The sequence below is a fragment of the Arachnia sp. genome, assembly GCF_057238465.1.
The window spans coordinates 21,497-48,035 of sequence record NZ_DBHHFZ010000016.1 but is presented as its reverse complement, the minus strand read 5'-3'; the positions used below and the strand labels follow the sequence as shown (position 1 = coordinate 48,035).

The 26,539-nt window shown below is 66.7% G+C and carries 31 protein-coding genes; 23 read left to right on the top strand and 8 right to left on the bottom strand.

What is annotated here, in order from left to right:
- Position 1 precedes the first annotated feature (1 nt).
- From lysA to ACO6D6_RS13940, 20 genes are all read left to right on the top strand, one after another.
- Positions 2-1,405 (top strand): diaminopimelate decarboxylase, encoded by a 1,404-nt coding sequence (lysA, locus tag ACO6D6_RS14035; protein ID WP_484785867.1) that lies wholly within the window; start codon positions 2-4, stop codon positions 1,403-1,405.
- Positions 1,406-1,407: 2 nt separating this feature from the next.
- Positions 1,408-2,721 (top strand): homoserine dehydrogenase, encoded by a 1,314-nt coding sequence (locus ACO6D6_RS14030; protein WP_484785866.1) that lies wholly within the window; start codon positions 1,408-1,410, stop codon positions 2,719-2,721.
- Entirely contained in the window at positions 2,718-3,602 is an 885-nt protein-coding gene (gene thrB / locus ACO6D6_RS14025; RefSeq protein ID WP_484785865.1) for a homoserine kinase, read from the top strand. Before ACO6D6_RS14030 ends, thrB begins: the two co-directional genes overlap by 4 nt.
- A 372-nt stretch (positions 3,603-3,974) precedes the next feature.
- A complete protein-coding gene (rho, locus tag ACO6D6_RS14020) occupies positions 3,975-5,657 on the top strand; it encodes a transcription termination factor Rho (RefSeq protein ID WP_484785884.1) in 1,683 nt (560 codons plus the stop codon).
- A 127-nt stretch (positions 5,658-5,784) separates the two neighbouring features.
- Complete coding sequence (gene rpmE / locus ACO6D6_RS14015) at positions 5,785-6,000, top strand: 50S ribosomal protein L31 (RefSeq protein ID WP_484785864.1); 216 nt, start codon at positions 5,785-5,787, stop codon at positions 5,998-6,000.
- A 19-nt stretch (positions 6,001-6,019) separates the two neighbouring features.
- Positions 6,020-7,087, top strand: a complete 1,068-nt coding sequence (gene prfA / locus ACO6D6_RS14010) for a peptide chain release factor 1 (protein WP_484785863.1) — start codon at positions 6,020-6,022, stop codon at positions 7,085-7,087.
- A complete protein-coding gene (gene prmC / locus ACO6D6_RS14005; protein ID WP_484785862.1) occupies positions 7,084-7,926 on the top strand; it encodes a peptide chain release factor N(5)-glutamine methyltransferase in 843 nt (280 codons plus the stop codon). Before prfA ends, prmC begins: the two co-directional genes overlap by 4 nt.
- Positions 7,923-8,576, top strand: a complete 654-nt coding sequence (locus ACO6D6_RS14000; RefSeq protein WP_484785861.1) for an L-threonylcarbamoyladenylate synthase — start codon at positions 7,923-7,925, stop codon at positions 8,574-8,576. The genes prmC and ACO6D6_RS14000 overlap by 4 nt, the downstream gene beginning before the upstream one ends.
- Positions 8,576-9,691 carry an MraY family glycosyltransferase gene (locus tag ACO6D6_RS13995; RefSeq protein WP_484785860.1) on the top strand — a complete coding sequence of 372 codons (1,116 nt, stop codon included), beginning with the start codon at positions 8,576-8,578 and terminating at the stop codon, positions 9,689-9,691. Before ACO6D6_RS14000 ends, ACO6D6_RS13995 begins: the two co-directional genes overlap by 1 nt.
- Positions 9,684-10,124, top strand: a complete 441-nt coding sequence (locus tag ACO6D6_RS13990; RefSeq protein ID WP_484785859.1) for a hypothetical protein — start codon at positions 9,684-9,686, stop codon at positions 10,122-10,124. The genes ACO6D6_RS13995 and ACO6D6_RS13990 overlap by 8 nt, the downstream gene beginning before the upstream one ends.
- A gap of 56 nt (positions 10,125-10,180) precedes the next feature.
- Positions 10,181-10,405 (top strand): hypothetical protein, encoded by a 225-nt coding sequence (locus ACO6D6_RS13985; protein WP_484785858.1) that lies wholly within the window; start codon positions 10,181-10,183, stop codon positions 10,403-10,405.
- On the top strand, positions 10,402-11,205 hold the full coding sequence (gene atpB, locus ACO6D6_RS13980) for a F0F1 ATP synthase subunit A (protein ID WP_484785857.1): 804 nt from the start codon (positions 10,402-10,404) through the stop codon (positions 11,203-11,205). The genes ACO6D6_RS13985 and atpB overlap by 4 nt, the downstream gene beginning before the upstream one ends.
- A gap of 57 nt (positions 11,206-11,262) precedes the next feature.
- A complete protein-coding gene (atpE, locus tag ACO6D6_RS13975) occupies positions 11,263-11,487 on the top strand; it encodes an ATP synthase F0 subunit C (RefSeq protein WP_484785856.1) in 225 nt (74 codons plus the stop codon).
- Positions 11,488-11,495: 8 nt separating this feature from the next.
- The gene (locus tag ACO6D6_RS13970) at positions 11,496-12,047 is read left to right on the top strand and encodes a F0F1 ATP synthase subunit B (protein ID WP_484785855.1); all 552 of its coding nucleotides are present in this window, start codon (positions 11,496-11,498) and stop codon (positions 12,045-12,047) included.
- Positions 12,044-12,835 carry a F0F1 ATP synthase subunit delta gene (locus tag ACO6D6_RS13965; RefSeq protein ID WP_484785854.1) on the top strand — a complete coding sequence of 264 codons (792 nt, stop codon included), beginning with the start codon at positions 12,044-12,046 and terminating at the stop codon, positions 12,833-12,835. The genes ACO6D6_RS13970 and ACO6D6_RS13965 overlap by 4 nt, the downstream gene beginning before the upstream one ends.
- Before the next feature lie 29 nt (positions 12,836-12,864).
- Positions 12,865-14,499 (top strand): F0F1 ATP synthase subunit alpha, encoded by a 1,635-nt coding sequence (atpA, locus tag ACO6D6_RS13960; RefSeq protein ID WP_484785853.1) that lies wholly within the window; start codon positions 12,865-12,867, stop codon positions 14,497-14,499.
- 6 nt (positions 14,500-14,505) lie between these two features.
- Positions 14,506-15,420: a F0F1 ATP synthase subunit gamma gene (locus ACO6D6_RS13955; protein WP_484785852.1), complete on the top strand. Its 915-nt coding sequence runs from the start codon at positions 14,506-14,508 to the stop codon at positions 15,418-15,420.
- A 9-nt stretch (positions 15,421-15,429) separates the two neighbouring features.
- Positions 15,430-16,872, top strand: a complete 1,443-nt coding sequence (gene atpD / locus ACO6D6_RS13950) for a F0F1 ATP synthase subunit beta (protein WP_484785851.1) — start codon at positions 15,430-15,432, stop codon at positions 16,870-16,872.
- Between the two features lie 2 nt (positions 16,873-16,874).
- Entirely contained in the window at positions 16,875-17,288 is a 414-nt protein-coding gene (atpC, locus tag ACO6D6_RS13945) for an ATP synthase F1 subunit epsilon (RefSeq protein WP_484785850.1), read from the top strand.
- Positions 17,289-17,378: 90 nt separating this feature from the next.
- Positions 17,379-17,840: a DUF2550 domain-containing protein gene (locus tag ACO6D6_RS13940; RefSeq protein WP_484785849.1), complete on the top strand. Its 462-nt coding sequence runs from the start codon at positions 17,379-17,381 to the stop codon at positions 17,838-17,840.
- Between the two features lie 7 nt (positions 17,841-17,847).
- On the opposite strand, the gene ACO6D6_RS13935 is transcribed toward ACO6D6_RS13940, so the two are convergent.
- A complete protein-coding gene (locus ACO6D6_RS13935) occupies positions 17,848-18,483 on the bottom strand; it encodes a cob(I)yrinic acid a,c-diamide adenosyltransferase (protein WP_484785848.1) in 636 nt (211 codons plus the stop codon).
- Between the two features lie 27 nt (positions 18,484-18,510).
- Here ACO6D6_RS13935 and ACO6D6_RS13930 point away from each other — a divergent pair, with 27 nt between their 5' ends.
- Positions 18,511-19,194, top strand: coding sequence for a peptidylprolyl isomerase (locus ACO6D6_RS13930; protein ID WP_484785847.1), 684 nt, complete (start codon positions 18,511-18,513; stop codon positions 19,192-19,194).
- Here the strand turns inward: ACO6D6_RS13930 and ACO6D6_RS13925 are convergent.
- From ACO6D6_RS13925 to mce, 6 genes are all read right to left on the bottom strand, one after another.
- Positions 19,181-19,969: an alpha/beta fold hydrolase gene (locus ACO6D6_RS13925; RefSeq protein WP_484785846.1), complete on the bottom strand. Its 789-nt coding sequence runs from the start codon at positions 19,967-19,969 to the stop codon at positions 19,181-19,183. The two genes, ACO6D6_RS13930 and ACO6D6_RS13925, sit on opposite strands and share 14 nt — an antisense overlap.
- A complete protein-coding gene (locus ACO6D6_RS13920; RefSeq protein ID WP_484785845.1) occupies positions 19,966-20,241 on the bottom strand; it encodes a hypothetical protein in 276 nt (91 codons plus the stop codon). The genes ACO6D6_RS13925 and ACO6D6_RS13920 overlap by 4 nt, the downstream gene beginning before the upstream one ends.
- Positions 20,241-20,954: an endonuclease NucS gene (gene nucS / locus ACO6D6_RS13915; protein ID WP_484785844.1), complete on the bottom strand. Its 714-nt coding sequence runs from the start codon at positions 20,952-20,954 to the stop codon at positions 20,241-20,243. Before nucS ends, ACO6D6_RS13920 begins: the two co-directional genes overlap by 1 nt.
- The gene (locus ACO6D6_RS13910; RefSeq protein ID WP_484785843.1) at positions 20,944-22,299 is read right to left on the bottom strand and encodes an AI-2E family transporter; all 1,356 of its coding nucleotides are present in this window, start codon (positions 22,297-22,299) and stop codon (positions 20,944-20,946) included. Before ACO6D6_RS13910 ends, nucS begins: the two co-directional genes overlap by 11 nt.
- Positions 22,296-23,390, bottom strand: a complete 1,095-nt coding sequence (locus tag ACO6D6_RS13905; RefSeq protein WP_484785842.1) for a hypothetical protein — start codon at positions 23,388-23,390, stop codon at positions 22,296-22,298. The genes ACO6D6_RS13910 and ACO6D6_RS13905 overlap by 4 nt, the downstream gene beginning before the upstream one ends.
- 103 nt (positions 23,391-23,493) lie before the next feature.
- Positions 23,494-23,952: a methylmalonyl-CoA epimerase gene (mce, locus tag ACO6D6_RS13900; RefSeq protein WP_484785841.1), complete on the bottom strand. Its 459-nt coding sequence runs from the start codon at positions 23,950-23,952 to the stop codon at positions 23,494-23,496.
- A 207-nt stretch (positions 23,953-24,159) separates the two neighbouring features.
- Here mce and ACO6D6_RS13895 point away from each other — a divergent pair, with 207 nt between their 5' ends.
- Complete coding sequence (locus ACO6D6_RS13895) at positions 24,160-24,315, top strand: hypothetical protein (protein WP_014846469.1); 156 nt, start codon at positions 24,160-24,162, stop codon at positions 24,313-24,315.
- Between the two features lie 6 nt (positions 24,316-24,321).
- Positions 24,322-24,867: a PH domain-containing protein gene (locus ACO6D6_RS13890; protein ID WP_484785840.1), complete on the top strand. Its 546-nt coding sequence runs from the start codon at positions 24,322-24,324 to the stop codon at positions 24,865-24,867.
- A gap of 26 nt (positions 24,868-24,893) precedes the next feature.
- On the opposite strand, the gene pgm is transcribed toward ACO6D6_RS13890, so the two are convergent.
- Positions 24,894-26,525, bottom strand: coding sequence for a phosphoglucomutase (alpha-D-glucose-1,6-bisphosphate-dependent) (gene pgm / locus ACO6D6_RS13885; protein WP_484785839.1), 1,632 nt, complete (start codon positions 26,523-26,525; stop codon positions 24,894-24,896).
- Positions 26,526-26,539: the final 14 nt, after the last annotated feature.

Sequence of the window (26,539 nt, the reverse complement as noted above, 5' to 3'; positions counted from 1 at the left end):
CATGACCCACGCTCACATCGCCGGCTCGATCCACGCCGACGTCGCCAAAACGGGACCGCAGTGGCTCACGCTGCCCGAGGACCTGAACCAGTTGCGAGCGGAGCTGTGGCCCGCCGGGACCGATCGGGACGAGAAAGGGCGCGTCGTGATCGGTGGGGTCCCCCTGACGCGGGTCGCGGCCGAACAGGGCACACCCGCCTACGTGATCGACGAACAGGACTTCCGCGCCAGGGCACGGGCCTTCCGCGACAACTTCGCCGGATGGCGGGTCTACTACGCGGGAAAGGCCCTGCTGACCCGGGCGGTGGCCCGCTGGGTGGCCGAGGACGGGCTCCACATGGACGTGACGACCATGGGGGAGATGCGGATCGCCCTGGCCGGCGGGATGCCGGCGGAGCGGCTCGGGTTCCACGGCAACAACAAATCGGCTGAGGAGATCCGTTTCGCCCTCGAACAGGGGGTCGGGCGCATCATCGTCGACTCCTTCCACGAGATAGACCGCATCGAGACCGCCTGCCGGGAACTCGGGGTGACGGTCCGAGCGCTGGTGCGGGTCACCACCGGAGTGGAGGCCCACACGCACGAGTACATCGCGACGGCCCATGAGGACCAGAAATTCGGCCTTTCAATCCTCGGGGGCCACGCCCTCGCGGCGCTGGTGCGGTGCCAGTCCTCGCCCTTCATCGAGCTGCGCGGCATCCACAGCCACATCGGCTCGCAGATCTTCGAGACCCACGGTTTCGAGGTGGCGATCCGTCGCACGTTGCGGCTGGCGGAGCAGTTCCGCGTCGCCACCGGGGTGGAACTGGCGGAGCTGGACCTCGGAGGCGGATTCGGAATCGCCTACACGGAGGCCGATTCACCAATGCCAATTGACGCCCTCGCCCGGGCCTTCGAGGACATCCTCGAGCACGAGTGCCGCGGTTTCGGATTGAAACGCCCCCAGCTCAGCATCGAACCCGGCCGCGCCATCTGTGGCCCGGCCGGGGTGGCCCTGTACGAGGTCGGGACCGTGAAGGACGTTGAACTGGAGAGCGGGCGTTCGCGCACCTACGTCTCCGTGGACGGGGGCATGAGCGACAACATCCGCCCGGCCCTGTACGCCGCCGAGTACTCCTGCGCCCTGGCGAACCGGATCTCGCAGGCCGAGCCCGTGCTCGCGAGGGTCGTCGGGAAACACTGCGAGGGTGGCGACATCCTGATCCGGGACGTTTTCCTGCCCCGGGACATCCACCCCGGCGACCTGATCGCGGTCCCCGGGGCCGGGGCGTATTGCCGATCGATGGCCAGTAACTACAATCAGGTTCCGAAACCGCCCCTGCTGGCGGTGCGCCAGGGGGAGACACGAACGCTTCTCAGGCGGGAAACCCTGGAAGACCTGATGCGACTCGACGTAGGGGAGTGAGAATGGCTGAGGAGACTTCGCCATTGAAAGTGGCACTGCTCGGTGCCGGTGTGGTGGGTTCCCAAGTGGCCCGGATCCTGAGTCAGGAGGCGGAGTCCTTGCGCCAACGCATCGGGCGGCCCCTGGAACTCGTCGGAATCGGGGTGCGCAGGCTCGACGTGGAACGTCCCGGCATCGACCCCGGCCTGTTCACCACGGACGTACACGGCCTCGTCGCGCGCGGCGATCTGGATCTCGTGGTCGAGGTGATCGGCGGTATCGAACCCGCGCGGAGCCTGCTCACGGAGGCCATGAACGCGGGGGCATCCGTGATCACCGCCAACAAGGCGCTGCTGGCCGAGGACCTGGCGCGGCTCGCCGCCACCGCCAAGAAGAACGGGGTCGACCTCTACTACGAGGCGGCGGTGGCGGGAGCCATCCCGATCATCAGGCCGCTTCGGGAATCCTTGGTCGGCGACGAGATCCGCGCGGTAATGGGTATCGTCAACGGCACCACCAACTACATCCTCGACCAGATGACCACGAACCACCTGAGTTTCGACGTGGCGCTGCGCCAGGCCCAGGAACTCGGTTTCGCGGAGGCCGATCCCACCGCCGACATCGAGGGCAAGGACGCGGCCGCGAAGGCGGCGATCCTGGCCGGGCTCGCGTTCCACACCGAAGTGCACAGCTCCGAGGTCTTCTGCGAGGGCATCACATCGGTGACGGAAACCGACATCCGGGCCGCCGACCGGATGGGTTGTGTGGTGAAACTGCTCGCCGTGGCCAAGCTGGCAGACGATGACCGGGTCATCGTCAAGGTTCATCCCACCATGGTCCCGAAAACCCACCCGCTGGCCTCCGTTTCCGGGGCGTACAACGCGATCTTCGTCGAGTCGGTCGAGGCCGGGCAGCTGATGTTCCTCGGCCAGGGGGCCGGTGGCGCCCCCACCGCATCCGCGGTCATGGGCGACGTGGTCACCGCGGCCCGCAACCGGGTGCGGGGAGCCGCAGGTCATCTCGGGACCGGATACACCAAGCGCGGGGTCGCCCCCATCGGGGACGCGACCAGCCGCTACTACATTCGTTTCCAGGTGGAGGACAAACCGGGTGTGCTGGCCAAGTGTGCCACCATCTTCGGTGCCCACCGGGTTTCCCTGCAAACCTGCCAGCAGTCCTATCTGGAGGGCCTGGGACGCACGGACGGGTTCACCGCGGAGCTGAACTTCATGACCCACGACGCGCGTGAGCAGGATCTCCAGGACGTCGTCGCGGCGTTGCGGGAAGCCCCCTTCATCGGGGACTCCATCGACTACATGCGCATCGAGGGCAAGTGAGGCTCGTCGTACGTGTCCCGGCCACCACCGCAAATCTGGGGTCGGGGTTCGACTGCGTCGGGCTGGCGGTGAACTGGTTCGACGAACTGACCCTGGAGGTCTCGGATTCCGGGGGGGTCGACGTCGAGGTGACCGGTGAGGGGGCCCACCAGGTGCCTCGCGATGAGTCCCATCTCGTGGTGGACACGCTGCTGCACGCCCTGCGCCAATGGGGTGTGGCCCCGCCCGGCGGGTTGGTCCTGAGGGCGCACAACACGATCCCGCACTCGCGTGGGCTCGGTTCCTCCGCGGCCGCCATAGTGGCGGGTTGCGCGCTCGCGCACGGCATCGCCTTTCCCGGCAAGGAGCTGGACCGGGTCGAGCTGACCCGGATCTCCAGCTTCCTGGAGGGGCATCCCGACAACGCGGGGGCCGCGGTCTGGGGCGGTGCGATCCTGGCCTGGCTGGACGGTGAACGGGTGGAACTGATCCGGCTGCGACCCGTGGACGGTCTGCGCTGCCTCGCGTTCGTCCCTGACCTGGAGGTGCGCACCTCGGGGGCCAGGGCGGTGCTGCCCGATGTGGTCACCCGGAAGGACGCCGTGGCCCAGGCGGTCGCGGCGGCCTCCCTGCCCCTGGCCCTTGAGCAGCGCCCCGATCTGCTGTTGGCCGCCACGAGGGACCGGCTGCACCAGTTCCACCGTTCCGAACTGATGCCGACCTCCTGGACGCTGCTGCGGAGGCTGCGGGAGGCGGGGGTGCCGGCAACCATATCCGGAGCGGGGCCGACCGTGTTCGCGGTCGGGCTGGAGAGCCAGCTGGCGGCATCGGAAACCGTCGGGTACGAGGGGTTCCGGCGGCACGATCTCGGGATCGGCGGGGGAGTACAGCTCCTGGGCTGAACCGTCCGGGACGGGCCGGGGCGTTGAAGTTTCGTTCCGAGGCGGACGGCCGGAGGACCTTCCCGTCCGGTCGATCCCCTCCGCAGGCTTTCCCTCTCCGCAGAACCTCCAATCCGAGGCTTTGGAAACGACCCGGGCCCTTTCCAGTAACACCCGCTGGGGAGAGGGCGGGGTTTCGTGTTATTATTTCCGCAGTCACATGAACGGCGCCGGTGGCGGATTCTTTTACCACCGTGAAATGAGCGCCTTGACTACACACTTCACCGGCTGAGCATTTCTACACGCCACCGGTTTCCTGAGCAAGGAAGGCATTCCGTGACCGAATCCGGTTCCAACTCCCTGGCAGACCTGAAGCTCCCGGAGCTCAAGAAGATGGCAGCCGGGATGGGCATCAAGGGCACATCCGCGATGCGCAAGGGCGATCTGATCGCCGCCATCTCCGGCGGGGTCAACGTCCCGGCCAGGCCCGAACATTCGACCCGCGCCCCACGCCCCAGGAAGACGGCCGATGCCGAGCCGCAACTTCCGGTGGAGGTGCCGGGGCGTCCCGCCTCCGAGCCCACCGAGGCGGAAAAAGCGGATCCCGGGTCTTCCGCCCAGCAATCCCAGCCGCGGGGGGACAACGAGGGCCTCAGCCGCAACCGACGTCGCCGCGAACGCAACAAAGAACGCGATCGCGCGGCCCAGGAGGCGACGAACGAGGAGGTCGGGGAGCGGCTTGCCGCGGCCCTCGGCCAGACCGGTGGCGCCACCGCGACCCCGGTTCTCGCCCCCGCCAGCGCAGGAGCGGGTCGTTTCGAGGACGAAAACGAGGGTGGCCGCCGTGGGCGGCGTCGCCGCAACCGCGACCGCCAGAACCGCCGAAACCGCGGCTCCGGCGGCATGGATCGTTTCGAGAACGAACCCACGGTCTCCGAGGACGACGTGCTCGCCGCCGTTTCCGGGATCGTGGACATTCTCGACAACTACGCCTTCGTGCGCACCACCGGGTACCTTCCCGGTCCCAACGACGCCTACCTGCCGCTGGCCATGGTGCGCCGCTTCGGGTTGCGGCGGGGCGACGTGATCGTCGGCGCCATCCGCACCCCCCGGGAGGGTGAACGCAAGGAGAAGTACAACCCGCTGGTGCGGATCGACTCCATCAACGGCGACGATCCCGAGAAGGCCAAGCAGCGTCCCGAATTCGCGAAACTGACCCCCCTGTACCCCCAGGAGAAGCTCCGTCTCGAAACGGTCAACACTCAGCTGACCGGTCGCGTCATCGACCTGGTGGCCCCGATCGGCAAGGGACAGCGCGGCCTGATCGTCTCCCCGCCCAAGGCCGGCAAGACGATGGTGATGCAGGCCATCGCGAACGCGATCGCCGCGAACAACCCCGAGGTGCATCTCATGGTGGTTCTCGTCGACGAACGTCCCGAGGAGGTCACCGATTTCCAGCGCACCGTTTCCGGCGAGGTGATCGCATCCACCTTCGACCGCCCCGCCGAGGATCACACCGTGGTTGCGGAGCTGGCCATCGAACGGGCCAAACGTCTCGTTGAACTCGGTCATGACGTGGTGGTTCTGCTCGACGGCATCACCCGGCTGGGCAGGGCGTACAACCTGGCCGCCCCGGCGTCCGGACGCATCCTCTCCGGTGGTGTCGACTCCGCGGCCCTCTACCCGCCGAAGAAGTTCTTCGGCGCGGCCCGAAACATCGAGAACGGTGGTTCCCTGACCATCCTGGCAACCGCCCTCATCGAGACCGGTTCCCGGATGGACGAGGTCATCTTCGAGGAGTTCAAGGGCACGGGCAACATGGAGCTCAGGCTCGCCAGGCAGCTCGCCGACAAGCGGATCTTCCCCGCGATCGACGTGGACGCCTCCGGGACCCGCCGCGAGGACCTGCTGCTCGGACGCGACGAGTTGAACATCATCTGGAAGCTGCGGCGTGCGCTCTCCGGTCTCGATGATCAGGCAGCCCTGGAGACCCTGCTGGCCAGGATGCGCAAGACGCAGAACAACCACGAGTTCCTGCTCAGCGTTCTGAAAACCACCCCGGCCCAGGAGGGCTGAGGCGATCGCGCCGAGGCCGCAGGGAGCGTTTTGTTTCAGCGGCATCGGCTGGCACAATTGCACGCTGTGCCGGTTCACGCCCACCGCCGGTGTGGCGACCCGGGAAGAACACATCTAGGAGAAGATCATGAAGCAGGGCATCCACCCCGATTACGTCGATACGAAGGTCCACTGCACCTGTGGCAACACCTTCACCACCCGCAGCACCTCGAAGAAGGGAGCCCTGAGCGCCGACGTGTGTTCCGAGTGCCATCCCTTCTACACCGGCAAGCAGAAGATTCTCGACACCGGTGGCCGCGTCGCCCGTTTCGAGCGCATGTACGCCAAGAACAAGAAGAAGTGAGTTCGCGGAGACTGCGGAATTGTTTGAGAACGCGGATCCCCTGATCGCCGAACACGATCAGCTCGAGGCCCGGCTGGCCGACCCCGCGACGCACGCCGACCCGGTGCTGATGCGCCGGGTCGGTCGTCGTTACGCCGCGCTGCATCCCGTGGTCGAGGCCCTGGCCCTGTACCGCGGGCTGGCCGCCGACCGGGAGGCGGCACTCGAACTCGCGGAGCAGGATCCCGTGTTCGCGGAGGAGGCCGAGGCGATCGGGGCGCGACTGGAGGAGACCGCGGAGCGGCTCACCCGGCTGCTGGCACCGAGGGATCCGAACGACGACGCCGATGCGATCCTCGAGATCAAGTCGGGGGAGGGTGGAGAGGAATCCGCACTGTTCGCGGCCGATCTGCTGCGCATGTACCAGCGCTACGCGGAACAGGTCGGCTGGCATGTCGAGGTGCTGGATTCCCAGGCCACGGACCTCGGCGGGTTCAAATCTGTGACGGTGGCCGTCAAGGGAACCAGCATCGATGGGGTCGGGCCCTACGGGAGGCTCAAGTTCGAGGGTGGGGTGCACCGGGTGCAACGCGTTCCCGTCACCGAGGCGCAGGGACGCATCCACACCTCCGCCGCCGGTGTGCTGGTCTCCCCGGACATCGAGCCGGAGGAACTGGAGATCAACGAATCCGACCTCAGGATCGATGTGTTCCGCGCATCCGGGCCCGGCGGTCAGGGGGTGAACACCACGGACTCGGCGGTCAGGATCACCCACCTCCCGACGGGGGTGGTGGTGAGCTGCCAGAACGAACGTTCCCAGCTGCAGAACCGCGAACAGGCGATGCGTCTGCTGCGTTCCAGGCTGGCCGCCATCCAGGAGACGAAGGCCGCGGAGGCGGCGTCCGCCGCCCGCAGGTCGCAGGTGCGCACGGTGGACCGTTCCGAACGGATCCGCACCTACAACTTCCCTGAGAATCGTTTCGCCGATCACCGGATCGGTTTCAAGGCCCACAACCTGGACTTGGTCCTGGCGGGAGCCCTGGCACCCGTGCTCGATGCCCTGGCAGAGGCCGACCTGGCCGAACGGCTGTCCGGATCGGGCCGATGAGGGCCTGGGACCTGGTGCTGGATGTCTCGGAGCAGCTGGCGGAGGCAGGCGTCACCACTCCGGCGGCCGATGCCCGTTGGCTCGTCTGCCACGCCCTGGAATGCGACTCGGCGGCGCTGATCCTCCGGGACGCCTCACCCGGGGACCGCGACCAGGTGGCCGGTTTCGTGGCGCGGCGGAAAACCGGGGAACCGGTCCAGCACATCACGGGCCGGGCTCCGTTCCGCTACGAAACCCTCGATGTGGGACCCGGGGTATTCATACCGCGGCCCGAAACGGAACTGTTGGTCGATGAGGTGCTCGCGCACCTGGCGGGCCTGCCCGCGGGGAGACACCGTGTGGTTGAACTGTGTGCCGGGTCGGGGGCCATAACCCGGAGCCTCGCGAGGGAACGTGGTGGCCTGGAGCTGCACGCCGTGGAGCGTTCCCCCGACGCGTGGCCCTGGTTGCTGCGGAACCTTGAGGGCCTCGGGGTGGACTGTCGCAGACAGGACATGTCCGATGCCTTCCATGATCTCGATGCCCGGGTCGACGTCGTGGTGGCGAACCCACCCTATGTCCCCACCGGTTTGCGCGACCAGCTCCCCGTGGAGGTGAGCCACGACCCGGCCGAGGCGCTTTTCGGCGGCGAGGACGGGCTGGAGGCCATCCGGGTCGTTCACTCGGTGGCGTGCAGGCTCCTGAAACCGGGAGGCCTGGTGGCCATGGAACACGACCAGTCGCACGCCGAGCAGGTCCGGGAAATCTTCTCGTACGGTTTCCGCGATGTCCGTACGGTGCACGACCTGACAGGGCACCCCCGGCACCTCGTTGCCAGACGTGGCAGGATTGGCGGGTGAGTGAAACCGGGTCGAGGACGCTGTCCCTTGAGCTTGAAACCGATGCCGCCCTTGAGGCCGCCCGGGAAGCGGTAGCGGCGGGACGGTGCGTCGTCTTCCCAACCGACACCGTCTACGGGATCGGGTGCACGGCATTCGACGCCGAGGCGGTCACGGGGCTGCTGGAGGCGAAGAGACGGGGACCAGACATGCCGCCGCCGGTGCTGATGGCGGAGGCGTCGATGCTGCGGGCCCTCGCCGGTCAGGTCCCGGAGGCGGCCAAGAAGCTGGTTGCACGGTTCTGGCCGGGGGCGCTGACCATCATCGTCAAGGCACAACGATCGCTTCCCCTGGGGCTGGGGGAGACCCGGGGAACAGTGGCGGTCCGGGTTCCCGACCACGACCAGGCCCGTGCCCTGTTGCGCCGCACGGGCCCCATGGCCGTGAGTTCGGCGAACGTCTCCGGGCAGCCGGCCGCCACCACGGCAGAGGAGGCCCACCACATGCTGGCCGATGCCGTCGCGGTCTACCTGGACGGCGGCAGGGCCCCCGGGGGGGAGGCCTCCACGATCATCGACTTCACCGGCGACGAACACGGGCGGGTTCTCCGCAGGGGGGCAATCGACCTCGAGGAGCTCCGCGAGGTGGTGCCGGAGCTGCAGGTTGGCTGATGCGCGAATACCTTCTCGTGCTGCTGGTGGCCACCGCCGCCACTTACCTGTTCGCGGCGGTGTGTCGTCAACTCGCCCTGCGCTGGAACGCGGTGGCGAAGGTGAGGGCACGCGACGTGCACACCAGCCCCAAACCCTATTTCGGTGGGCTCGCGATGTTCGGTGGGCTGGTCGTCTGCCTGATACTCGCCGTGAACATGCCGTTCCTGTCGCGGTCCGCCACCGTCGGGCACGACGCCTTGGTGGTGCTTCTGGCCAGCGGCCTGATCTGTGCCGTTGGGCTGGTCGATGACGTGGTCGAGCTGAGCCCCGTCGTGAAATTCGGTGGCCAGGTGCTGGCCGCGGGGGCGGCCGTGCTGGGAGGGGTCCGGATCTACTGGATTCCCCTGCCGAACGTGGTGCTTGCCCTCGACGACGCCAGCAGCATCCTGATCACGGTCATCTTCATCGCGGTGTGCGCGAATGCCGTCAATTTCGTCGACGGGCTGGACGGGTTGGCGGCCGGGTTGGTGGCGGTCGGGGCGGGGGCGTTCTTCGCCTATTCGTACGTGCTCGCCTATGAACAGGACCTGGCCCGGGCCACGACGGCGAGCCTGTTGACCGTGGCCACTCTCGGCATCTGTCTCGGGTTCCTGGGCCACAACTTCCAGCCGGCGCACATGTTCATGGGGGATGCCGGATCCATGCTGCTGGGATTTCTGATGGCGATGAGCGCCATCTCGTTCACCGGTCAGGTGGATCCGAGCGCCCTCAGCCGGGACCATGACGACGTCCTGCCCGCCCTGCTCCCGGTGCTGCTGCCGTTCGCCACGATGGCCCTGCCCCTGAGCGACCTGGTCCTGGCCTGGATCCGCCGTACCGCGCGGGGCCAGCACCCGTTCAAGGCCGACAAGCATCACCTGCACCACAGGCTGGTGGCCCGGGGACACTCGCAGCGCGGGGTCGTGTTCATCATGTGTTCCTGGGGTGCGGTGATAGCGGGGGGCCTGGTCTGCACGGTGCTCCTGAACCACCCTGCGACGTGGTGGGCGATCGGGGTTTTCCTCGTGCTGCTGGTGCTGGTAACCGTGATGCCCATCGGCAGGCGCAGGTCCAAGGCGGCGAAGCATGGCTGAACGCCGGGTCACGGGGGCCACCCGGCGGGCCCGGCAGATGATGATCGGCGGGCTCGTGGCCGGAAACGCGATGGGACTCTCGGTGTGCGGGCTGGCCCTGGTCACCGGTTCCCGGGCGGCGCTCATCGGGGCCGCGCTGGGGTTCGCAGCGGTGGTCATCTTCTTCTCCGTGGGGCAGGCGGTCGAGGTCGTGGCCTGCGAACTGGAACCCGTCCAGGGCCTCGGAGTGGTGCTCGCGAGCTACGCGATCCGCGTGGTGGGGATCGGGGCCGGTTTCTGGTTCGTGACGAGTCATCCGCGGCTCGGACCCGCAACGGATGGAAACTGGCTGGCGGGTGCGGTCGTCGCAACGGTGCTCGCCTGGACAACGGGCGTGGTCGTGGTGGCGTCGCGGCAACGCGTCCCCATTTACGACATCCACGATCAGGGTTGAAAACCGCGGTTCGGGAGATGAAGGCGGGGAAGTTTTCCGCTAGGCTCACTCCCGACATGGGCACCAGACCAGAACCCGAGGAGAAGCCCTCGCAGCAACGGGGTACCGAGGACGGAATGGTCGTGCTCAGTTACATCCTGGCGGGCCTGCTCTTCTACGGGGGTCTGGGCTGGCTGGGCGACCATCTCTGGAAGACATCCTGGTTGCTGCCACTGGGCCTGATCCTGGGCCTGGCCAGCAGCACATATCTGATCATCAAACGTTATGGGAGCGGCACGTGAACCCTTGGCTTCTTCCGCTGGAAGGCGGTGGCGACGGCGGTTACACCCCTCCGAGCGTCAAAGACTTCATCTTTGACACTCCCGTCATCCCCGGTACCCCCACCTGGATGAACAAGCCCTTCTGGCAGGCGCTCATAGCGGCTCTGCTGGTGGTGCTGCTCTGGTGGCTGGCCTCGCGTCGTCTCAGGGTGCTGCCCTCAAAACGGCAGTTCCTCGCCGAATACCTCTACGAATTCGTCCGCAACGGCATCGCACGCGACATCCTCCACCACGACTACAGGCGTTTCCTGCCCTACCTGCTCGGCCTGTTCTCCTTCCTGCTGGTCAACAACTGGTTCGGCGAGACCTTCGTGTTCATGCTCCCGACTTTCAGCAACGTCGGATTCGCCTACGGCCTGGCTTTCCTGTCCTGGTGTGTCTACGTCGGTGCGGGATTCCGCAAATTCGGCATCGGGTTTCTCAAGAAGGCGCTCATCCCCGAGGGCGTTCCCTGGTATCTCCTGTGGTTGATCATCCCGCTGGAGTTTCTCGCGACGTTCGTCACCCGCCCAGTCACGCTCGCCCTGCGTCTGTTCGCCAACATGTTCGCCGGGCACTTGGTGGTTCTGGTGTTCGTGGTCGGAGGCTCCTTCCTGTTGACCTTCCAGAACAACCTCATGTACAACGTCTCCGGTGCCGTGTCGGTGCTGTTCAGTTTCGCGATCCTGTTCCTGGAGCTGTTCATCGGCGCATTGCAGGCCTACATTTTCACTGTCCTGACCGCCCAGTACGTGTCGACCTCCGTCTCCGAGGCCCACTGATTCGAAAAATCCGACTCCATCACCAATCCCGGTGAGGAGCCATCCGAAAGGAAAACCATGCAGACCCTCCTGGAAATCAACGGTTCGCTCAACATGCTCGGCTACGCGATCGCCACCATCGCCCCGGCCCTGGGCGTTGCTTGGATCTTCGCCTCCGTCATCAACGGGACCGCCCGCCAGCCCGAGGCGCGTGGCGCCATGATGAGCACCGCCTTCATCGGTTTCGCCGTCGTCGAGGCGCTCGCCATCATCGCCATCGCCCTCGCCTTCGTTCTCCAGTGAGGTTTGACGTGGTCCCCGTGAATGGGGTGCTGCTCGAGTCCGGGATCGATCTCGGACCGCTTCTGCCCCATCACCTGTCCGAGGTTGTGGTCGGCATCATCCTGATGCTGCTGGTCTTCCTCGCCATGTGGAAGGTCGTCGTCCCGGCCTTCGAGAAGCTGTACGAGGAGCGTTACCGACGCATCGAGGATGGAATCCGGCGGGCCGAGCAGGCCGAGTCGAAAGCGGAGGCGGCGCTGGCGGAGTACAACGACCAGCTCAACTCCGCACGCGAGGAAGCGGCGAAGATCCGCGAGGACGCCAAGAACACCGGGGCGCAGATGCTGGCGGAGGCCCGGGAACGGGCCAGCAAGGAGTCGGATCGCATTCTCGCCGCGGGCAGGGCCCAGTTGGAGGCCGAGCGTGCGCAGCTCATGGCCGAACTTCGTGGGGACATCGGTGGCTTGGCCACCACCCTCGCGGGCCGGATCGTCGGTGAGGCACTCACCGACGACGAGCGCGCCAACCGGACCATTGACCGCTTCCTGCAAGAACTGGAAACGGCAGGCACCCCACGATGAAATCCCGCGACGTCGCCCTGAGCGCCTTCGACCCGGTGGCGGACGCCATCCGGGTGGATGAGACCACGGCCGATGAGCTGTTCGCGGTCGTCGACCTGCTCGAGGGCCAACCCCCGCTCAGGCGTTCGCTGTCCGATCCCTCCGCGAGTGCGGGGGACCGGCAGGCGTTGGCCCGCAGGCTCTTTGAAGGCAAGCTGGGGGCCGCCGCTCTTTCCGTGGTCACCGAGGTGGCCCGCCATCCCTGGCCCGGCGGACGGACCATGATCGAGGCCATCGAGCGGCAGGGCGTGCGCGGCCTGCTCCGCACCGCCAACGAGCGCGGGGAACTGAAACGCGTCCAGGAGGAGCTGCACCGGTTCGCCCTGGTCATCGACGGTTCCCCGGAACTCTCCGACGCGCTGCGCAACCGGGGACGAGCTCTTGAGGACCGGCGCGCCCTGATCGCCCGGCTGCTGGCGGGCCGGGTGGCTCCTGTCACGGCACGGCTCGCGTCTCGCGCAGCCGCGGCCCGTGCCCGCACGGTCCCGCTCACCCTCACCAGCTATCTGGCGCTGGCCGCAGACCTGGCGGGGGAGCGGATAGCGCGGGTCACCGTGGCCCGTCCTCTCGACGATGGCCGCATCGAACGGCTTCGCAAGGCCCTGGAGGCCCGGGTCGGCGGTCCCGTTCTCCTGCAGATCACGGTGGACGAGAGCGTGATCGGCGGTATGAGCGTCGATCTCGGGGCGCACGTATTCGAATCAACCGCGGCCGGGCGGCTCGATGAGGCCCGCCGGCTCCTGAACTGACACCAAGCGACAAGCGAAAGTAGGACGCAATGGCTGAACTCACCATCAGTCCCGACGAGATCCGCAGCGCGCTGGACGAGTTCGTCTCGTCCTACCAGCCCGCCGCTGCCAGCATGACGGAGGTCGGCGTTGTCGTGACCTCCGGCGACGGCATCGCGCGCGTCGAGGGTCTGCCCTCGGCGATGGCGAACGAGCTGCTGCGTTTCGAGAACGGCACCATGGGAATCGCCCTCAACCTCGACGAACGGGAGATCGGCGTGGTCGTGCTCGGGGACTCCGATGGCATCGACGAGGGCTCCACCGTGCACGGCACGGGCGAGGTGCTCTCCGTTCCCGTCGGCGACGGCTATCTCGGGCGTGTCGTCGACGCGATGGGCAATCCCATCGACGGGCTCGGTGAGATCAGGGACCTCGAGGGCAGGCGCGCCCTTGAGCTCCAGGCGGCCGGGGTCATGGACCGTCAGGAGGTTCGCGAACCCCTGCAGACCGGCCTCAAGGCCATTGACGCCATGACCCCGATCGGTCGGGGACAGCGTCAGCTGATCATCGGCGACCGCAAGACCGGGAAGACCGCGATCGCGATCGACACGATCATCAACCAGAAGTCGAACTGGGAGACCGGCGACCCGAAGCAGCAGGTCCGCTGCATCTACGTGGCCATCGGCCAGAAGGGTTCCACCGTCGCGGAGGTGCGCAGCACCCTGGAGTCGGCCGGTGCGCTGGAGTACACCACCATCGTGCACGCCCCTGCCTCCGATCCCGCGGGTTACAAGTACATCGCCCCCTACGCGGGGTCCGCCATCGGCCAGCACTGGATGTACCAGGGCAAGCACGTGCTGATCATCTTCGACGACCTGACCAAGCAGGCCGAGGCCTACCGCGCCATGTCCCTGCTGCTGCGCCGGCCGCCGGGGCGCGAGGCCTACCCGGGCGACGTGTTCTACCTGCACTCGCGGCTGCTGGAGCGTTGCGCCAAGCTGTCGGACCGGCTGGGTGGCGGGTCGATGACGGGCCTGCCCATCATTGAGACCAAGGCCAACGACGTCTCGGCCTACATCCCCACGAACGTGATCTCCATCACCGACGGTCAGATCTTCCTCCAGTCGGACCTGTTCAACGCCAACCAGCGCCCGGCCATCGATGTTGGCATCTCGGTTTCCCGGGTTGGTGGCGCGGCCCAGATCAAGGCCATGAAATCCGTGGCCGGATCCCTCAAGATCAACCTCGCCCAGTACCGTGACATGCAGGCCTTCGCCATGTTCGCCTCCGATCTGGACGCCGCATCCCGCCAGCAGCTCGAGCGCGGCGCGCGGCTCGTCGAACTGCTGCGCCAGGGCCAGTACGCCCCCTACCCCGTGGAGGAGCAGGTCATCTCGGTGTGGGCCGGGGTCCAGGGACATTTCGACGACGTCCCCGTGATCGACGTGCTCCGTTTCGAGCAGGAGTTCCTGGAGCATCTGCGACACAACACCCAGGTGCTCCAGACGATCGCGGAGACCAAACTGTTCGGTGACGATCTGAGGGAGGCCACGGAACAGGCCCTGGGGGATTTCAAGCAGCTGTTCCGCACCTCCGAGGGGAACCTGCTGGTTGAGGAGGAACACGTTCCGATCTCGGACGAGGCGATCACCCAGGAGACGATCGTCCGCAAGAAGCGGGGTTGATTCCCGATGGCCAGTAGCCTGCGGGAACTCAGGCAGCGACGCAACTCCGTCGCCACCACCAAGAAGATCACCCGCGCCATGGAACTGATCGCGGCCTCCCGCATCGTCAAGGCGCAGCAGGTGGTTCGCGCCACCCTGCCCTACACCGAGGCCCTGGTGCACGCGGTCTCGGCCCTGGCCACCTACTCCCACGTCCTGGAACATCCGCTGCTGCGTGACGTCAAACCACCCCGCCGGTCGGCGGTGCTCGTCATCACGGGCGACCGGGGCCTGGCGGGCGCCTACTCCGTGAACGTGATCCGGGTCGCGGAACAGCTGCGGGCGAAACTGCTGGGCGAGGGACAGGAGTGCCTGATCTACGTGACCGGCAACAAGGGAGTCTCCTACTACGACTTCCGGCACCGTCCGGTGGAGCAGAGCTGGACGGGTTTCTCCATCGCGCCGCAGTACTCACACGCCAAGGAAATCTCCGATGTCCTGATCGAACGGTTCCTGCGTCCGTACGAGGAGGGCGGCGTCGATCAGCTGCACGTCGTCGCGACCCGGTTCATCACGATGCTCACCCAGGAGGCGGTCACCCTGAGGCTGCTTCCCCTCGCGGTGGAGGAGTCGGATGAACCGGCCAGCTACGGCGATGCCGTGCTGCCGCACTACGCCTTCGAACCGACCCCCGAAGCGGTGCTGGACCAGGTGCTCCCGATGTATGTGGCCAACCGCATCCATTCGATGCTGCTCCAGTCGAGCGCCTCGGAACTGGCCAGCAGGCAGCGCGCCATGAAATCGGCGACGGACAACGCCCAGCAGCTGATCGAACGCCTGACCCGTGAGGCCAACCAGGCCCGCCAGGCGGAGATCACCCAGGAAATCTCTGAAATCGTCGGTGGCGCCGCGGCGCTCGCCGAGTCAGCCGGAAACGAGTGAGGTTAAGACATGACTGCCACTGCACATTCGACCACCGCGGCAGGCGTCGGCCGTGTCGCCCGGGTCATCGGCCCGGTCGTGGACGTCGAGTTCGCGGCTGACCAGATCCCCGAGATCGGTAATGCCCTGCTCGTCGAGACCGAGGTCATGGGTGAGAAACGGACCATGACGATGGAGACCGCACTCCACATCGGGGACAACCTGATCCGGGCCATCGCCCTGAAACCCACCGACGGCATGCGCCGCGGCGCGGAGGTCCGTGACACGGGGGCCCCGATCTCGGTGCCCGTGGGGGATATCACCAAGGGGCACGTCTGGAACGTGACGGGGGATGTGCTGAACGTCGACCCCGCGTCGATCCAGGTCACGGAACGCTGGCCGATTCACCGCCCCGCCCCCGAGTTCGACGCCCTGGAACCCCGCACCGAGATGCTGGAGACCGGCATCAAGGTCCTCGACCTGCTCACCCCGTACGTCAAGGGAGGCAAGATCGGCCTGTTCGGCGGCGCGGGTGTCGGCAAGACCGTTCTCATCCAGGAGATGATCTACCGCATCGCCCACAACTTCGGCGGCACCTCCGTGTTCGCGGGTGTGGGGGAACGGACCCGTGAGGGCAACGACCTCATCAACGAGATGGAGGAGGCAGGCGTCCTGAAGGACACGGCCCTGGTGTTCGGCCAGATGGACGAGCCCCCCGGGACCCGGCTCCGTGTCGCCCTGACGGCCCTGACCATGGCGGAGTACTTCCGTGACGTCCAGAACCAGGACGTGCTGCTGTTCATCGACAACATCTTCCGGTTCACCCAGGCCGGCTCCGAGGTCTCGACGCTGCTGGGCCGCATGCCCTCGGCCGTCGGTTACCAGCCGAACCTGGCCGACGAGATGGGGCAGCTCCAGGAGCGGATCACCTCCACCAGGGGACACTCCATCACCTCGATGCAGGCCATCTACGTGCCCGCCGACGACTACACCGACCCGGCCCCGGCGACGACCTTCGCCCACCTGGACGCCACGACGGAACTGAGCCGCGAGATCGCCTCCCGCGGCCTGTACCCGGCCGTGGACCCGCTGAGCTCCTCCTCTCGGATCCTCGATCCGCAGTACATCGGCCAGGAACACTACGACACGGCCGTGCGGGTGAAGCAGATCCTGCAGCGCAACAAGGAACTCCAGGACATCATCGCCATTCTCGGCATCGATGAGTTGTCCGAGGAGGACAAGATCACGGTCAACCGGGCGCGACGGATCCAGCAGTTCCTCAGCCAGAACACCTACATGGCGGAGAAGTTCACGAACATCCCCGGCTCCACCGTGCCGCTGGCGGACACCATCGAGGGGTTCTCGATGATCTGCCGGGGCGAGGTCGATCACATCGCCGAGCAGGCCTTCTTCAACGTCGGTGGCATGGAGGACGTCCTCGCGAACTGGGACAAGATGCAGAAGGACTTGTGACCGTGGGGTATCAGCCGCTGAAGCTGGAGGTCGTCTCCGCGGACAAGATGGTCATGCAGTGCGATGTCGTCAACGTCATCGCCCGCACAAGCGAGGGTGACATCGGCATCCTGCCGGGACACGAACCGCTCATGGCCGCTCTGGTGCCCTGCATGGTGGAGATCGTCTTGGCGGAGGGCCGGACGGAGATCCTCGCCATTGACGGCGGGTTGCTGGCCGTGGCGCAGGGACACATCCGGATCCTCGGTCACGAGGTAAAACTTGCCGAGGAGATCCTCCTGGAGGAGGCCCATCTGGAGGCCCACAACCTGCGCCACCTCCGCAGCAAGGGCGAGGCGACGGATGAGCAGGTGCACCGCCTGCACATCCTGAACGCCCAGATCCGGGCGGGGGAGAGGTACCAAGCCGGTAACTGACGGTGGTTTCACAGCGGGCCGGGACAATTCGCACATCTCCTGCGAGTGTCCCGGCTCGTCTTGTGCAGGTGATGACGCTATGTTTTGTCCATGGGGCTGACAGTGATCACGACAATCGTGGTCGTCACCTGCCTCTGTATCCTCCCTTTTGTTCTTCTCTACGCACGCCGCCGATGGCTCACCCGCCAGGGCGGCCTTTTTGACTGCGCCCACAGGATGCGCGACGGCGGGCCCGGAGTCGGCTGGGTGCTGGGTTTCGCCCGCTACCGCGGGGACCGGCTCGACTGGTACCGCGCCTTCTCGCTGGCGCTGCGGCCGAGCCGTTCCTTCTCACGCGCGGGAACCAGCTGGCAGCGGCGCCGCGTAGCCACCGCCCTGGAAGAGGTGGTCCTGTTCGACAGTTCGTGGATCGTCACGATCAAGGACCGCTTCACCGGGCACGAGCACAACCTCGCCATGGATCTGGAAAACGTGCTGGGGCTGATGGCCTGGCTGGAGTCGGCCCCGCCCGGGAGCCACTACCTGCCGGGCAGCGCCGACTCACCCCTGTGAACGGTTCTCACTTCTTCGTGCGGCCGCGGGATTTCTCGGGGGGCTGGCGATCCGTACCCGGAACCCACAGGACGTCCCCTTCCGGGCCCGCCGCGGTCCGGCACATGTTGAACAGTAGATCGCTCAGCCGGTTCAGATAGGTGATCGCCAACAGGTTCACCCCTCCCTCGCCGCGCTCCGCCGACGGCTCGGTTCCGTGTGTCTGGGCCGCCCGCCAGGCCACCCGCTCGGCGCGGCGGCACACCGTGCGCGCGACGTGCAACTGGGCGGCGGCGGGGCTGCCCCCCGGCAGGATGAACGAACGCAGGGACGGCAGTTCGGTGCCGAGTTCGTCGCACCATTCCTCCAGCCGGTCGATGGAGGACTGTTCGATGCGGAGCGGCGGGTACTGGGGACTGGGGTGCAGGGGAGTGCTGAGGTCCGCGCCGACGTCGAAGAGTTCGTTGCGGATCAGGGAGAGCATCTCCACCACCCGCTCCGGCAGCCCGCCGTGGGCGACCGCGAGCGCAAGATTCGAGTTGGTCTCGTCGACCGCCCCGTAGGCCTCGACCCGCAGGTCGGTCTTCGGCACCTCGGCGTTGTCCGAGAGACGGGTGTTTCCGGCATCGCCGGTGCGGGTGTATATGCGTGTCAGGTTAACCATGGAGCAACTTTATCTACAATGTCTGGGATGTCATTCAAGGCTTTTGTTCCTTTGGTGGTTCCCGCTCTCCTCCTCACCGGGTGCAGCGACGCGAACCAGTCGAACCCGGCGGATGAGACCGGGCGGGCGGTCAGTTGCTCCTACCCGCCGGGTGGGGAACCGGTCAGGCCCGTGGACCCGCCCAGCGGCGAGGACGTCCTGAACGCGGGGGAAACCAAGGCGACCCTCCACCTGACGGCGGGCGACGTGGAGATCACGATGGACCGCTCGGCCACCCCGTGCACCATCAATTCCTTCATGTCCCTGGCGCAGCAGGGGTGGTTCGACGAAACCAGGTGCCATCGGCTCACCGATTACGGCATCTTCGTGCTCCAGTGCGGGGATCCGACCGGAACCGGGACGGGCGGGCCCGGCTACACGATCCCCGATGAACTGGGCCCTCGGACCACCGGGTTGGAGAAGGAGGGGAACTTCGCCACCTATCCCAAGGGAACCGTCGCGATGGTGAACACCGGTGGACCCAACACCGCAGGGTCGCAGTTCTTCATCGTCTGGGAGGACAGCCAACTCAGCCCCGACTACGCCGTTTTCGGCACCGTGGACGAGGGCGGGCTGGCCGTCGTGCAGGGAATCGCGGCGCAGGGGGTCGACGAAACCGATGGGAAGAGTCCCATAGCCGAGGCCGTCATCAGCTCGGTCACGCTGAGCTGACGGTGGCGGGCGAGGCCAGGAACTCGGTGCAGATGGAGGTGAAGGCCTCCGGTTCGTCGGCGTGCACCCAGTGGCCCGCGCGTTTGAGGGTTATCGTGACGACCCGGGGAAACAACCGGCGCATCGGTTCGGCGTGCTCCGGGAGGACGTAGGTGGATCGTCCCCCCGCCACCCACCAGACGGGACCGTCGTAGACCGCATCCGTTCTCGGCCAGCCCCCGATGAGCCGGAGGGAATCACCGAGCAGATCCAGGTTGGCCTTCCATGCCCAGTCCCCACCGAGCCGGCGCAGGTTCTGCAGGAGGAAACCACGGACCTGCGGGTCGGGAATCGCGTCGGCGAGCCGCTGGCTGGCCTCGGTACGGCTCGCCAGGTGTTCCAGGTCCAGGCTGCGCATGGCCGCCACCAGGGGGGCGAACCCGGTGGGGCCGTCGCTCGGGACGGGGGAGATGTCCGCCACCAGAAGGCGATCGACCAGCTCGGGATGGGCCAGTGCCAACCGCATGGCCAGTTTTCCACCCAGCGAATGCCCCACCAGGGCGACGGGGCCGTCGAAGTTCTCCCGCAGCCAGCGGGCTATGTGCTCGGCCTGGCCGTCCAGGGTGAAACCGACCGTCCAGGACGAGGAACCGTGATTGGGCAGGTCGAGCAGGTGACAGGTCGCGACCCCGGCCAGGGCGGTCGCGATCCGGGCGAAGTTCCTGCCCTGGCCGAACAGGCCGTGCAGGAACACCACCTGCGCCGGACCCGAACCCGCGGTGACTCCATGGATCATCGATTCACTCTCCAGCAGTGCGAATGCCAGTGGCGGCGCTGTTCCACCCCGGACCCGAAACCGAACCCGGGTTCCTCGGGCCACGCCACCAGGTGGGCCATGCCGACGGGGATCGGATTGTTGCACCCGGGACAGGTGTACGACTTCAGGGCACGATCCCCGGGCACTTCCCGCACCAGGAAGGAACCCGCCGAGGTGACCCGCCTAGAGACGTGACGGGACGTGTCGAGGGGACGCGGGGGACGCAGGTGTTTCGAGGGTCGCCGCGCCATCAGAACAGCCGATCCTCGGAATTGTCCATTCCCCGCAGCGCGTCGTAGTCCAGCAGCTGGCACGCGATGCCCCGGTCCGCTGCGAGGGTGGCCGCCTGCGGTTTGATCTGCTGGGCGGCGAAAATCCCCTTCACGGGGGCCAGCTGCGGGTCGCGGTTCATCAGCTCCAGGTACCGGGTCAGCTGCTCCACGCCGTCGATCTCGCCCCGCCGTTTCACCTCCACCGCGAAGTGCGTCCCGTCCGCGTCGCGCAGCAGCAGGTCAACCGGGCCGATCGGGGTGTAGAACTCGCGCTTGACCACCTGCCATCCCTCCCCGAAGGTGGCGGGATGTTCGGCGAGCAGGGCCTGCAGGTGTGCCTCGACCCCGTCCTTCTGGAGCCCCGGATCGACACCGAAACCGTGATCCACGTCCAGGAACACCTCACCCAGGGCGATCCGGAGGGTGTCACCGGACTTGGAGCGAACCAGCCACAGGGAACTCGCCCCGACCTTCTGGGCCGCTTCATCGGCCTCGGCGACGGTGAGGGTGCAGGGGGCGCTCATCCAGTTCAGGGGTTTGTACGCGCGGTCATCCGCGTGAACGGAGACGGAACCATCGGCCTTCAACATGATCAGTCGTTTGGCCATGGGGAGGTGGGCGGTCAACCTACCCGTGTAGTCGACCTGGCACTGGGCAATGACGAGGCGCACGGGACAAATCCTAACTGGCATCCAGGTGGGGCTGGACCACCTCGCGGTAGAGCAGCAGCAGGGCGGCCGTCGTCGGGATGGCTATCAGGGCGCCGATCACCCCCAGCAGGATGCCGCCGATCAGAGCGGACAGCACGACGAGCGCCCCGGGTACCTTCACCGTACGTTTCATGACCGTGGGGTAGAGGATGTAGGCGTCGAACTGCTGGTAGATCAGGAAGTAGATGATGGTGGCTATGCCGATGGTCGGGGAGGTGGCGAAACCGACCAGGGCGACCGCGAGCATGGCCAGTGAGGAACCCACCAGGGGAATGAAACAGAACAGGGCGACGATGAACGACAACGCCAGCGAGTAAGCACCGAGCCCGATGATGTTCATGAATATGAAGCTGCATCCCGAGGCCACCGCGACGATCATGAACATTCCGGTGATGTACCCCGAGACCCCGCGGAAGATCTCGTCGGCCAGGTAGCGGGAACGGGCACGCCGGCTCGCAGGGGCCAGCTTGTAGATGATCTCCTTGATGGCGGGCAGCGAGGCCAGGAAATAGATGGTGAGCACCAGCGTCATGATCACGGAGAAGATGAGGTTGGCCACCAGCACACCGGCCCCCCAGATACCGCCGAACAGGTTCTGCACCAACCCACCCGAGGCGAGATAACGCTGGGCCGTCTCGAGCAGGTTGTACTGGGCGTCCCAGCGGGCCACCTGATCATTGGTCGCCAGCATCGCTATCCAGTAGGGCACCCTGAATGCGAGGGACTGCACCTGGTTCGTCATCAACGGAACCAGCGCGGTGACCCCCAGCACGATGATCCCCAGCAGGGTGACCGTCACGAAAAACACCGCCAGCCCGCGGGGCACCCGGCGTCTGGTGAAGAACTCGACGGCGGGGCTGAGGCCCAGGGCCAGGAACAGGGAGAGCACCACCAGGATGAGGATGTTCTGCACCTGCGCCACGGCAACCATGAGGCTGATCGCGACGAGCACCCCGAGGGCGCCGAAGAACCCGATGGAGAACGGGGAATGGTTCAGCAGTTTCGTCTCGTTCTGCACCACCACCGGAGGCACGGGGAGCACCGGTTCCTCGGGGGTGGGTGTCAGGAGCTGTTTCGCACCCTTGCGGGCGTTGCCGAAAAGGCCCCCGAAGAACTGCCCGAACCCACCCGGCAGCGTCTTGCCCCTGAACGCCCCGAACCTTTTCCTCCGCCTTGAATCCGCGGCGGGACGGACCGGTTCGGGGGCCGGTTGTTCGGTGGACTGCGTCGCGGGGGAGGGCGACTCCTCCGCGACGGTCTCGGGAACCCCTCCCGCATCCTCGGGGACCGGGAGGTCGTCCTTGGCCCCGGGGTCGGGGGCCGTCACTTCGCCTGCTTGTGTTCCCGTGGCTGCGGGGCCGTCACCTCGCCGCCGCTGATGATCTCGGTGAGTTCCATGTCGGGTACGGCTTCCTCGGCCATGGCGCGCAGGTTCTGCATGGAGGCGACGATCGAGGTCCGGCGTGCCAGCAGGGCGGCCACCTCACGTTCGAGCTGTTCCTTGCGCCAGGCCACCTGCTCCTCGAGCTGCTCCTGTTTCTGGCGCACCTCCTCGCGCATAGCCGACAGCGTCGCCTCGGCCTCGCGGGTGGCGGTGGTGCGGATCTGTTCGGCCTCCTCCACAGCGGACTCGCGGATCTTGATGGCCTCTGCGCGGGCTTCCTCGATCTGCTTGGTGGCGGCCTCGGAACGAGTCCTCGCCTCGGCGAGCTGGGCGCTGACGTTCTCCTCGGTCTTCCTGAGCGTCTCCGCCTGTTTCGAAAGGGCCGCGGCGGTGGATTTCTCCGTGGCCAGGCGTGCAGCGGTGGCGTCCCGCTCCGCCTCCTGACGCATCCGGGCGGCATCGATCCGGGCAGCCTCCAGCTGCGCGTTGATGCGCTGTGAGGTTTCCTCCAGCAACGACTTCGACTGGGCCTCCGCGTCGGCGCGGACCAGGCTCGCATCGCGCCGGGCGGCCTCCAACACGGCCTGCCCGGCCTCGGCCTGCTCCTGGCGGAGCTTGCGGAGACTGGCCAGCCCGGACAGACGCACGTCGTCGGCCTCCTGCTGGGCGGCCTCCCTGGCCGCCGCCGCGGCCAGGCGGGCCTCCTGCCGGAGCCGGTCGGATTCGGCCTCCGCCAGGCGCACCAGTTCGGCCGCCTGCGCTTCCGCGGCCTCCAGCAGGCCACGGGCATGGGCACCCAGCTTGGCGAAGTCCGTGGTCCCGACCTGCGCCCGCACGAAGCTCGTCTCCCGACGTTGCTCCCGCAGCTGCACCTTCATCTCAAGTAGTCGCTGCTCCAGATCCTGGATGTAGGAATCCACCGCCTGCTTGTCATAGCCGAGCATGGCGTGGGGGAACCCCCCGACGGCACTGGCCTTGTCCTCGAAGAGGTTGAGGCCGGTCTCCTCCTCGATCTCAGCACGAACATCGGTCATTGTTGTCTCCTGGCTTGGCACGGGTCGGTACTGAGCCTACCCCGGAGTAGGCGTGGAAGCGCCGACGGACGCGAGGGCATCCGCCGGCGCTACCGAAAAGACCTCAGTGAGAGGCATTCTTGGCGGGTTCCACCAGCTCCAGGAGGACACCGCCGGCATCCTTCGGGTGGACGAAGTTGATGCGGGAATCGGCGGTTCCCCGCTTGGCCTCCGGGAACAGCAGCCTGAGGCCGCGCTCACGCAGGACGGCGCTCACGTGATCCAGGTCGTGCACGCGGTAGGCGAGCTGCTGGATGCCGGGGCCGCCGTTGCGGTTCAGCCATTTCGCGATGGTGGAGTTCTCGTTGAGGGGGGCCAGGAGCTGGATCTTGGCGTTCTCCTCGCCCTGGGTTCCGGTGCCGATCATGGCTTCCACGACGCCCTGCTCCTCGTTGACCTCGCGGTGCAACTCGCGCCACCCGAAGACCTCGGAATGGAACTTGATGGCCTCGTCGAGGTCCTGAACGGCCAGGCCGACGTGATCGATGCAGATGAAAAGGTCTTGGTTCTCCATAGCGGCCATTCTTTCACCCGGCCGGTGGAACCACGGCGCTGGGGTGGGTGGAGAATGCCGCGTGCGATGCAATGGCGCGGCGTGAAAGGTTGAAGGTGGCCGAGGTGGGATACTGTGAAGTTCAACAGCGGCGCGTCAGGTTCAAGCAGAACTCCGGGTGATGCAAACTGGTAGACGCTTGTGTGAGTCCCTTCCCCCTTGAGACTTGGAGACATCATGGTTGGCTGGATCAAGAAGGTCCTGCTCGTGCTCGGCATCGCCTTCGTGGTCTTCTACCTGTTCACCCGACCCGAGGCGGCAGCGGAGGCCATCAGGACGTTCTTCGGTGCCTTCGAATCGATAGCCCGGTTCTTCTCCCGCCTGGCCGGTTAGCCGGCCGTGGGGTTGTTTGCCCGTCTCCTCGAACCCGACATCCAGCGCCATCTGCTGGTGGAGGAGGACGAACGGGTGATCGACGAGGTGCGCAAACACTGGGTGGTGTCCCTTCCGTGGATCGGTGTGATGGCCCTGAGCATCCCAGCGTTCGTCTTCATGATCATGGCACGCGGCTTCTTCTGGATTCCGATGCTGGTGGGGCTCTACCTGCTGGGGCTCGGGTTCTGGAAGGCCCACGTCGCCCACATGGATCGGTTCGTCATAACCAACATGCGGGTGTTCCGGATCCACGGGGTGTTCAACACCCACCTGGCCACCATGCCCATGACCCGGATCCTGGACATCTCCTTGGAGCAGCCGATGCTGGGGAAGATCCTTGACTACGGGCACCTGGTGTTCGAGTCCGCGGCCCAGGCCCAGGGGCTGCGGGAGATCCGCTACGTCGCCCGTCCTGCGGAGCGGGACCTGACCATCCAGCGGGTGATCCAGCGTTCCGGTCTCCGCAAGAAGATGGTCATGGAGGACGAGGACGAGGCCGACGGGGTGTGACCCGCCGGCCTCGTGTGCGTTGGGGTTCAGCCCTGGAGGGCGGCGTCGACCACTTCGCGGGCCTCCGCCTGGATCTGCGCCAGGTGGTCCGCGTCGCGCAGCGACTCGGCGTAGATCTTGTACTTGTCCTCGGTTCCGGAGGGGCGGGCGGCGAACCAACCGGAATCGGTGGTCACCTTGATGCCCCCGATGGGTGCCCCGTTGCCGGGGGCGTTGGTCAGCACCGCGGTGATGGGCTGCCCCGCCAGTTCGTGGGCCCTGACGTCGTCGGGGGAGAGGGCTGCGAGCCGGGCCTTCTGGTCGCGGCTGGCCTCTGCGTCGACGCGGGCGTAGTAGGAGGTCCCGAAGGCCGATTCCATGTCGGCGTAGTGTTGACTGGGTGAGCGTCCCGTCACGGCCAGGATTTCGCTGGCGAGCAGGGCCAGGAGGATGCCGTCCTTGTCGGTGGTCCAGGTGCGGCCCTCGAAGTCGAGGAAACTCGCACCCGCGGACTCCTCCCCGCCGAAACCGAGCGAACCGTCGGTCAGGCCGGGAACGAACCACTTGAAACCGACGGGCACCTCAACCAGCTTGCGCCCGAGTCGCGCCGCCACCTTGTCGATGATGGAGGAGGACACCAGGGTCTTGCCGACCCCCGTCGTCGCGGCCCAGCCGGGACGGTGGGAGAACAGGTAGTCGATAGCTACCGCGAGGAAGGCGTTGGGGTTCATCAACCCGGAGTCCGGGGTGACGATCCCGTGACGGTCCGAGTCGGCGTCGTTGCCCGTGGCGATGTCGTAGCGGTCGCGGTTGGCCACCAGGGAGGCCATGGAGTTCGGCGACGAGCAGTCCATGCGGATCTTGCCGTCGGTGTCCAGGGTCATGAATCTCCAGGTGGGATCCACCTTCGGATTCACCACGGTCAGGTCGAGGGGGCTGTGTTCGGCCAGGTACTCCCAGTACTGGACGGAGGCCCCGCCAAGCGGGTCCGCCCCGATGCGGACGCCCGCCGCCGCGATGGCTTCGAGGTCCAGAGCGGTTGCGAGTTCGGTGCAGTAGGGGGTGCGGTAGTCGAAGCGGGTCACCTCGGCAGCGGCCTGCTCGTAGGGCTTGCGGCGAATCCCCGCGGGGGAGGCCATCAGGACGTTGGCTCGGTCGGCGATCCACTTCGTGGCATCGGTGTCGGCCGGGCCGCCCGTCGGTGGGTTGTACTTGAAGCCACCGTCGCGCGGGGGATTGTGGGAAGGGGTCACGACGATGCCGTCGGCGACCTGCTCCGGGTGTTCGCGGTTGTAACGGATGATGGCGCGGGAAACCGCGGGGGTCGGGGTGTACTCGTCCTCCCGTTCCGCGAAGACGGGAACATCGTTCGCCACCAGCACCTCAATGGCGGTGCGCCACGCAGGCAGGGACAGGGCATGGGTGTCCTTGCCGATGAACAGGGGACCGTGAACTCCCTGGGCTGCCCGGTACTCCACGATGGCCTGCGTCGTGGCGGCGATGTGGAGATCGTTGAAGGCAGTATCGAGGCTGGAGCCGCGATGCCCGGAGGTGCCGAAGACCACCTTCTGATCGGGATTGCTGGGGTCGGGGGTCAGGTCGTAGTAGGCCGCAAGGACGGCGTCGACGTCGATGAGATCGGATTCCAAGGCCACCAGGCCAGCTCGCTCATGTGCCATGCACCCATCTTTAC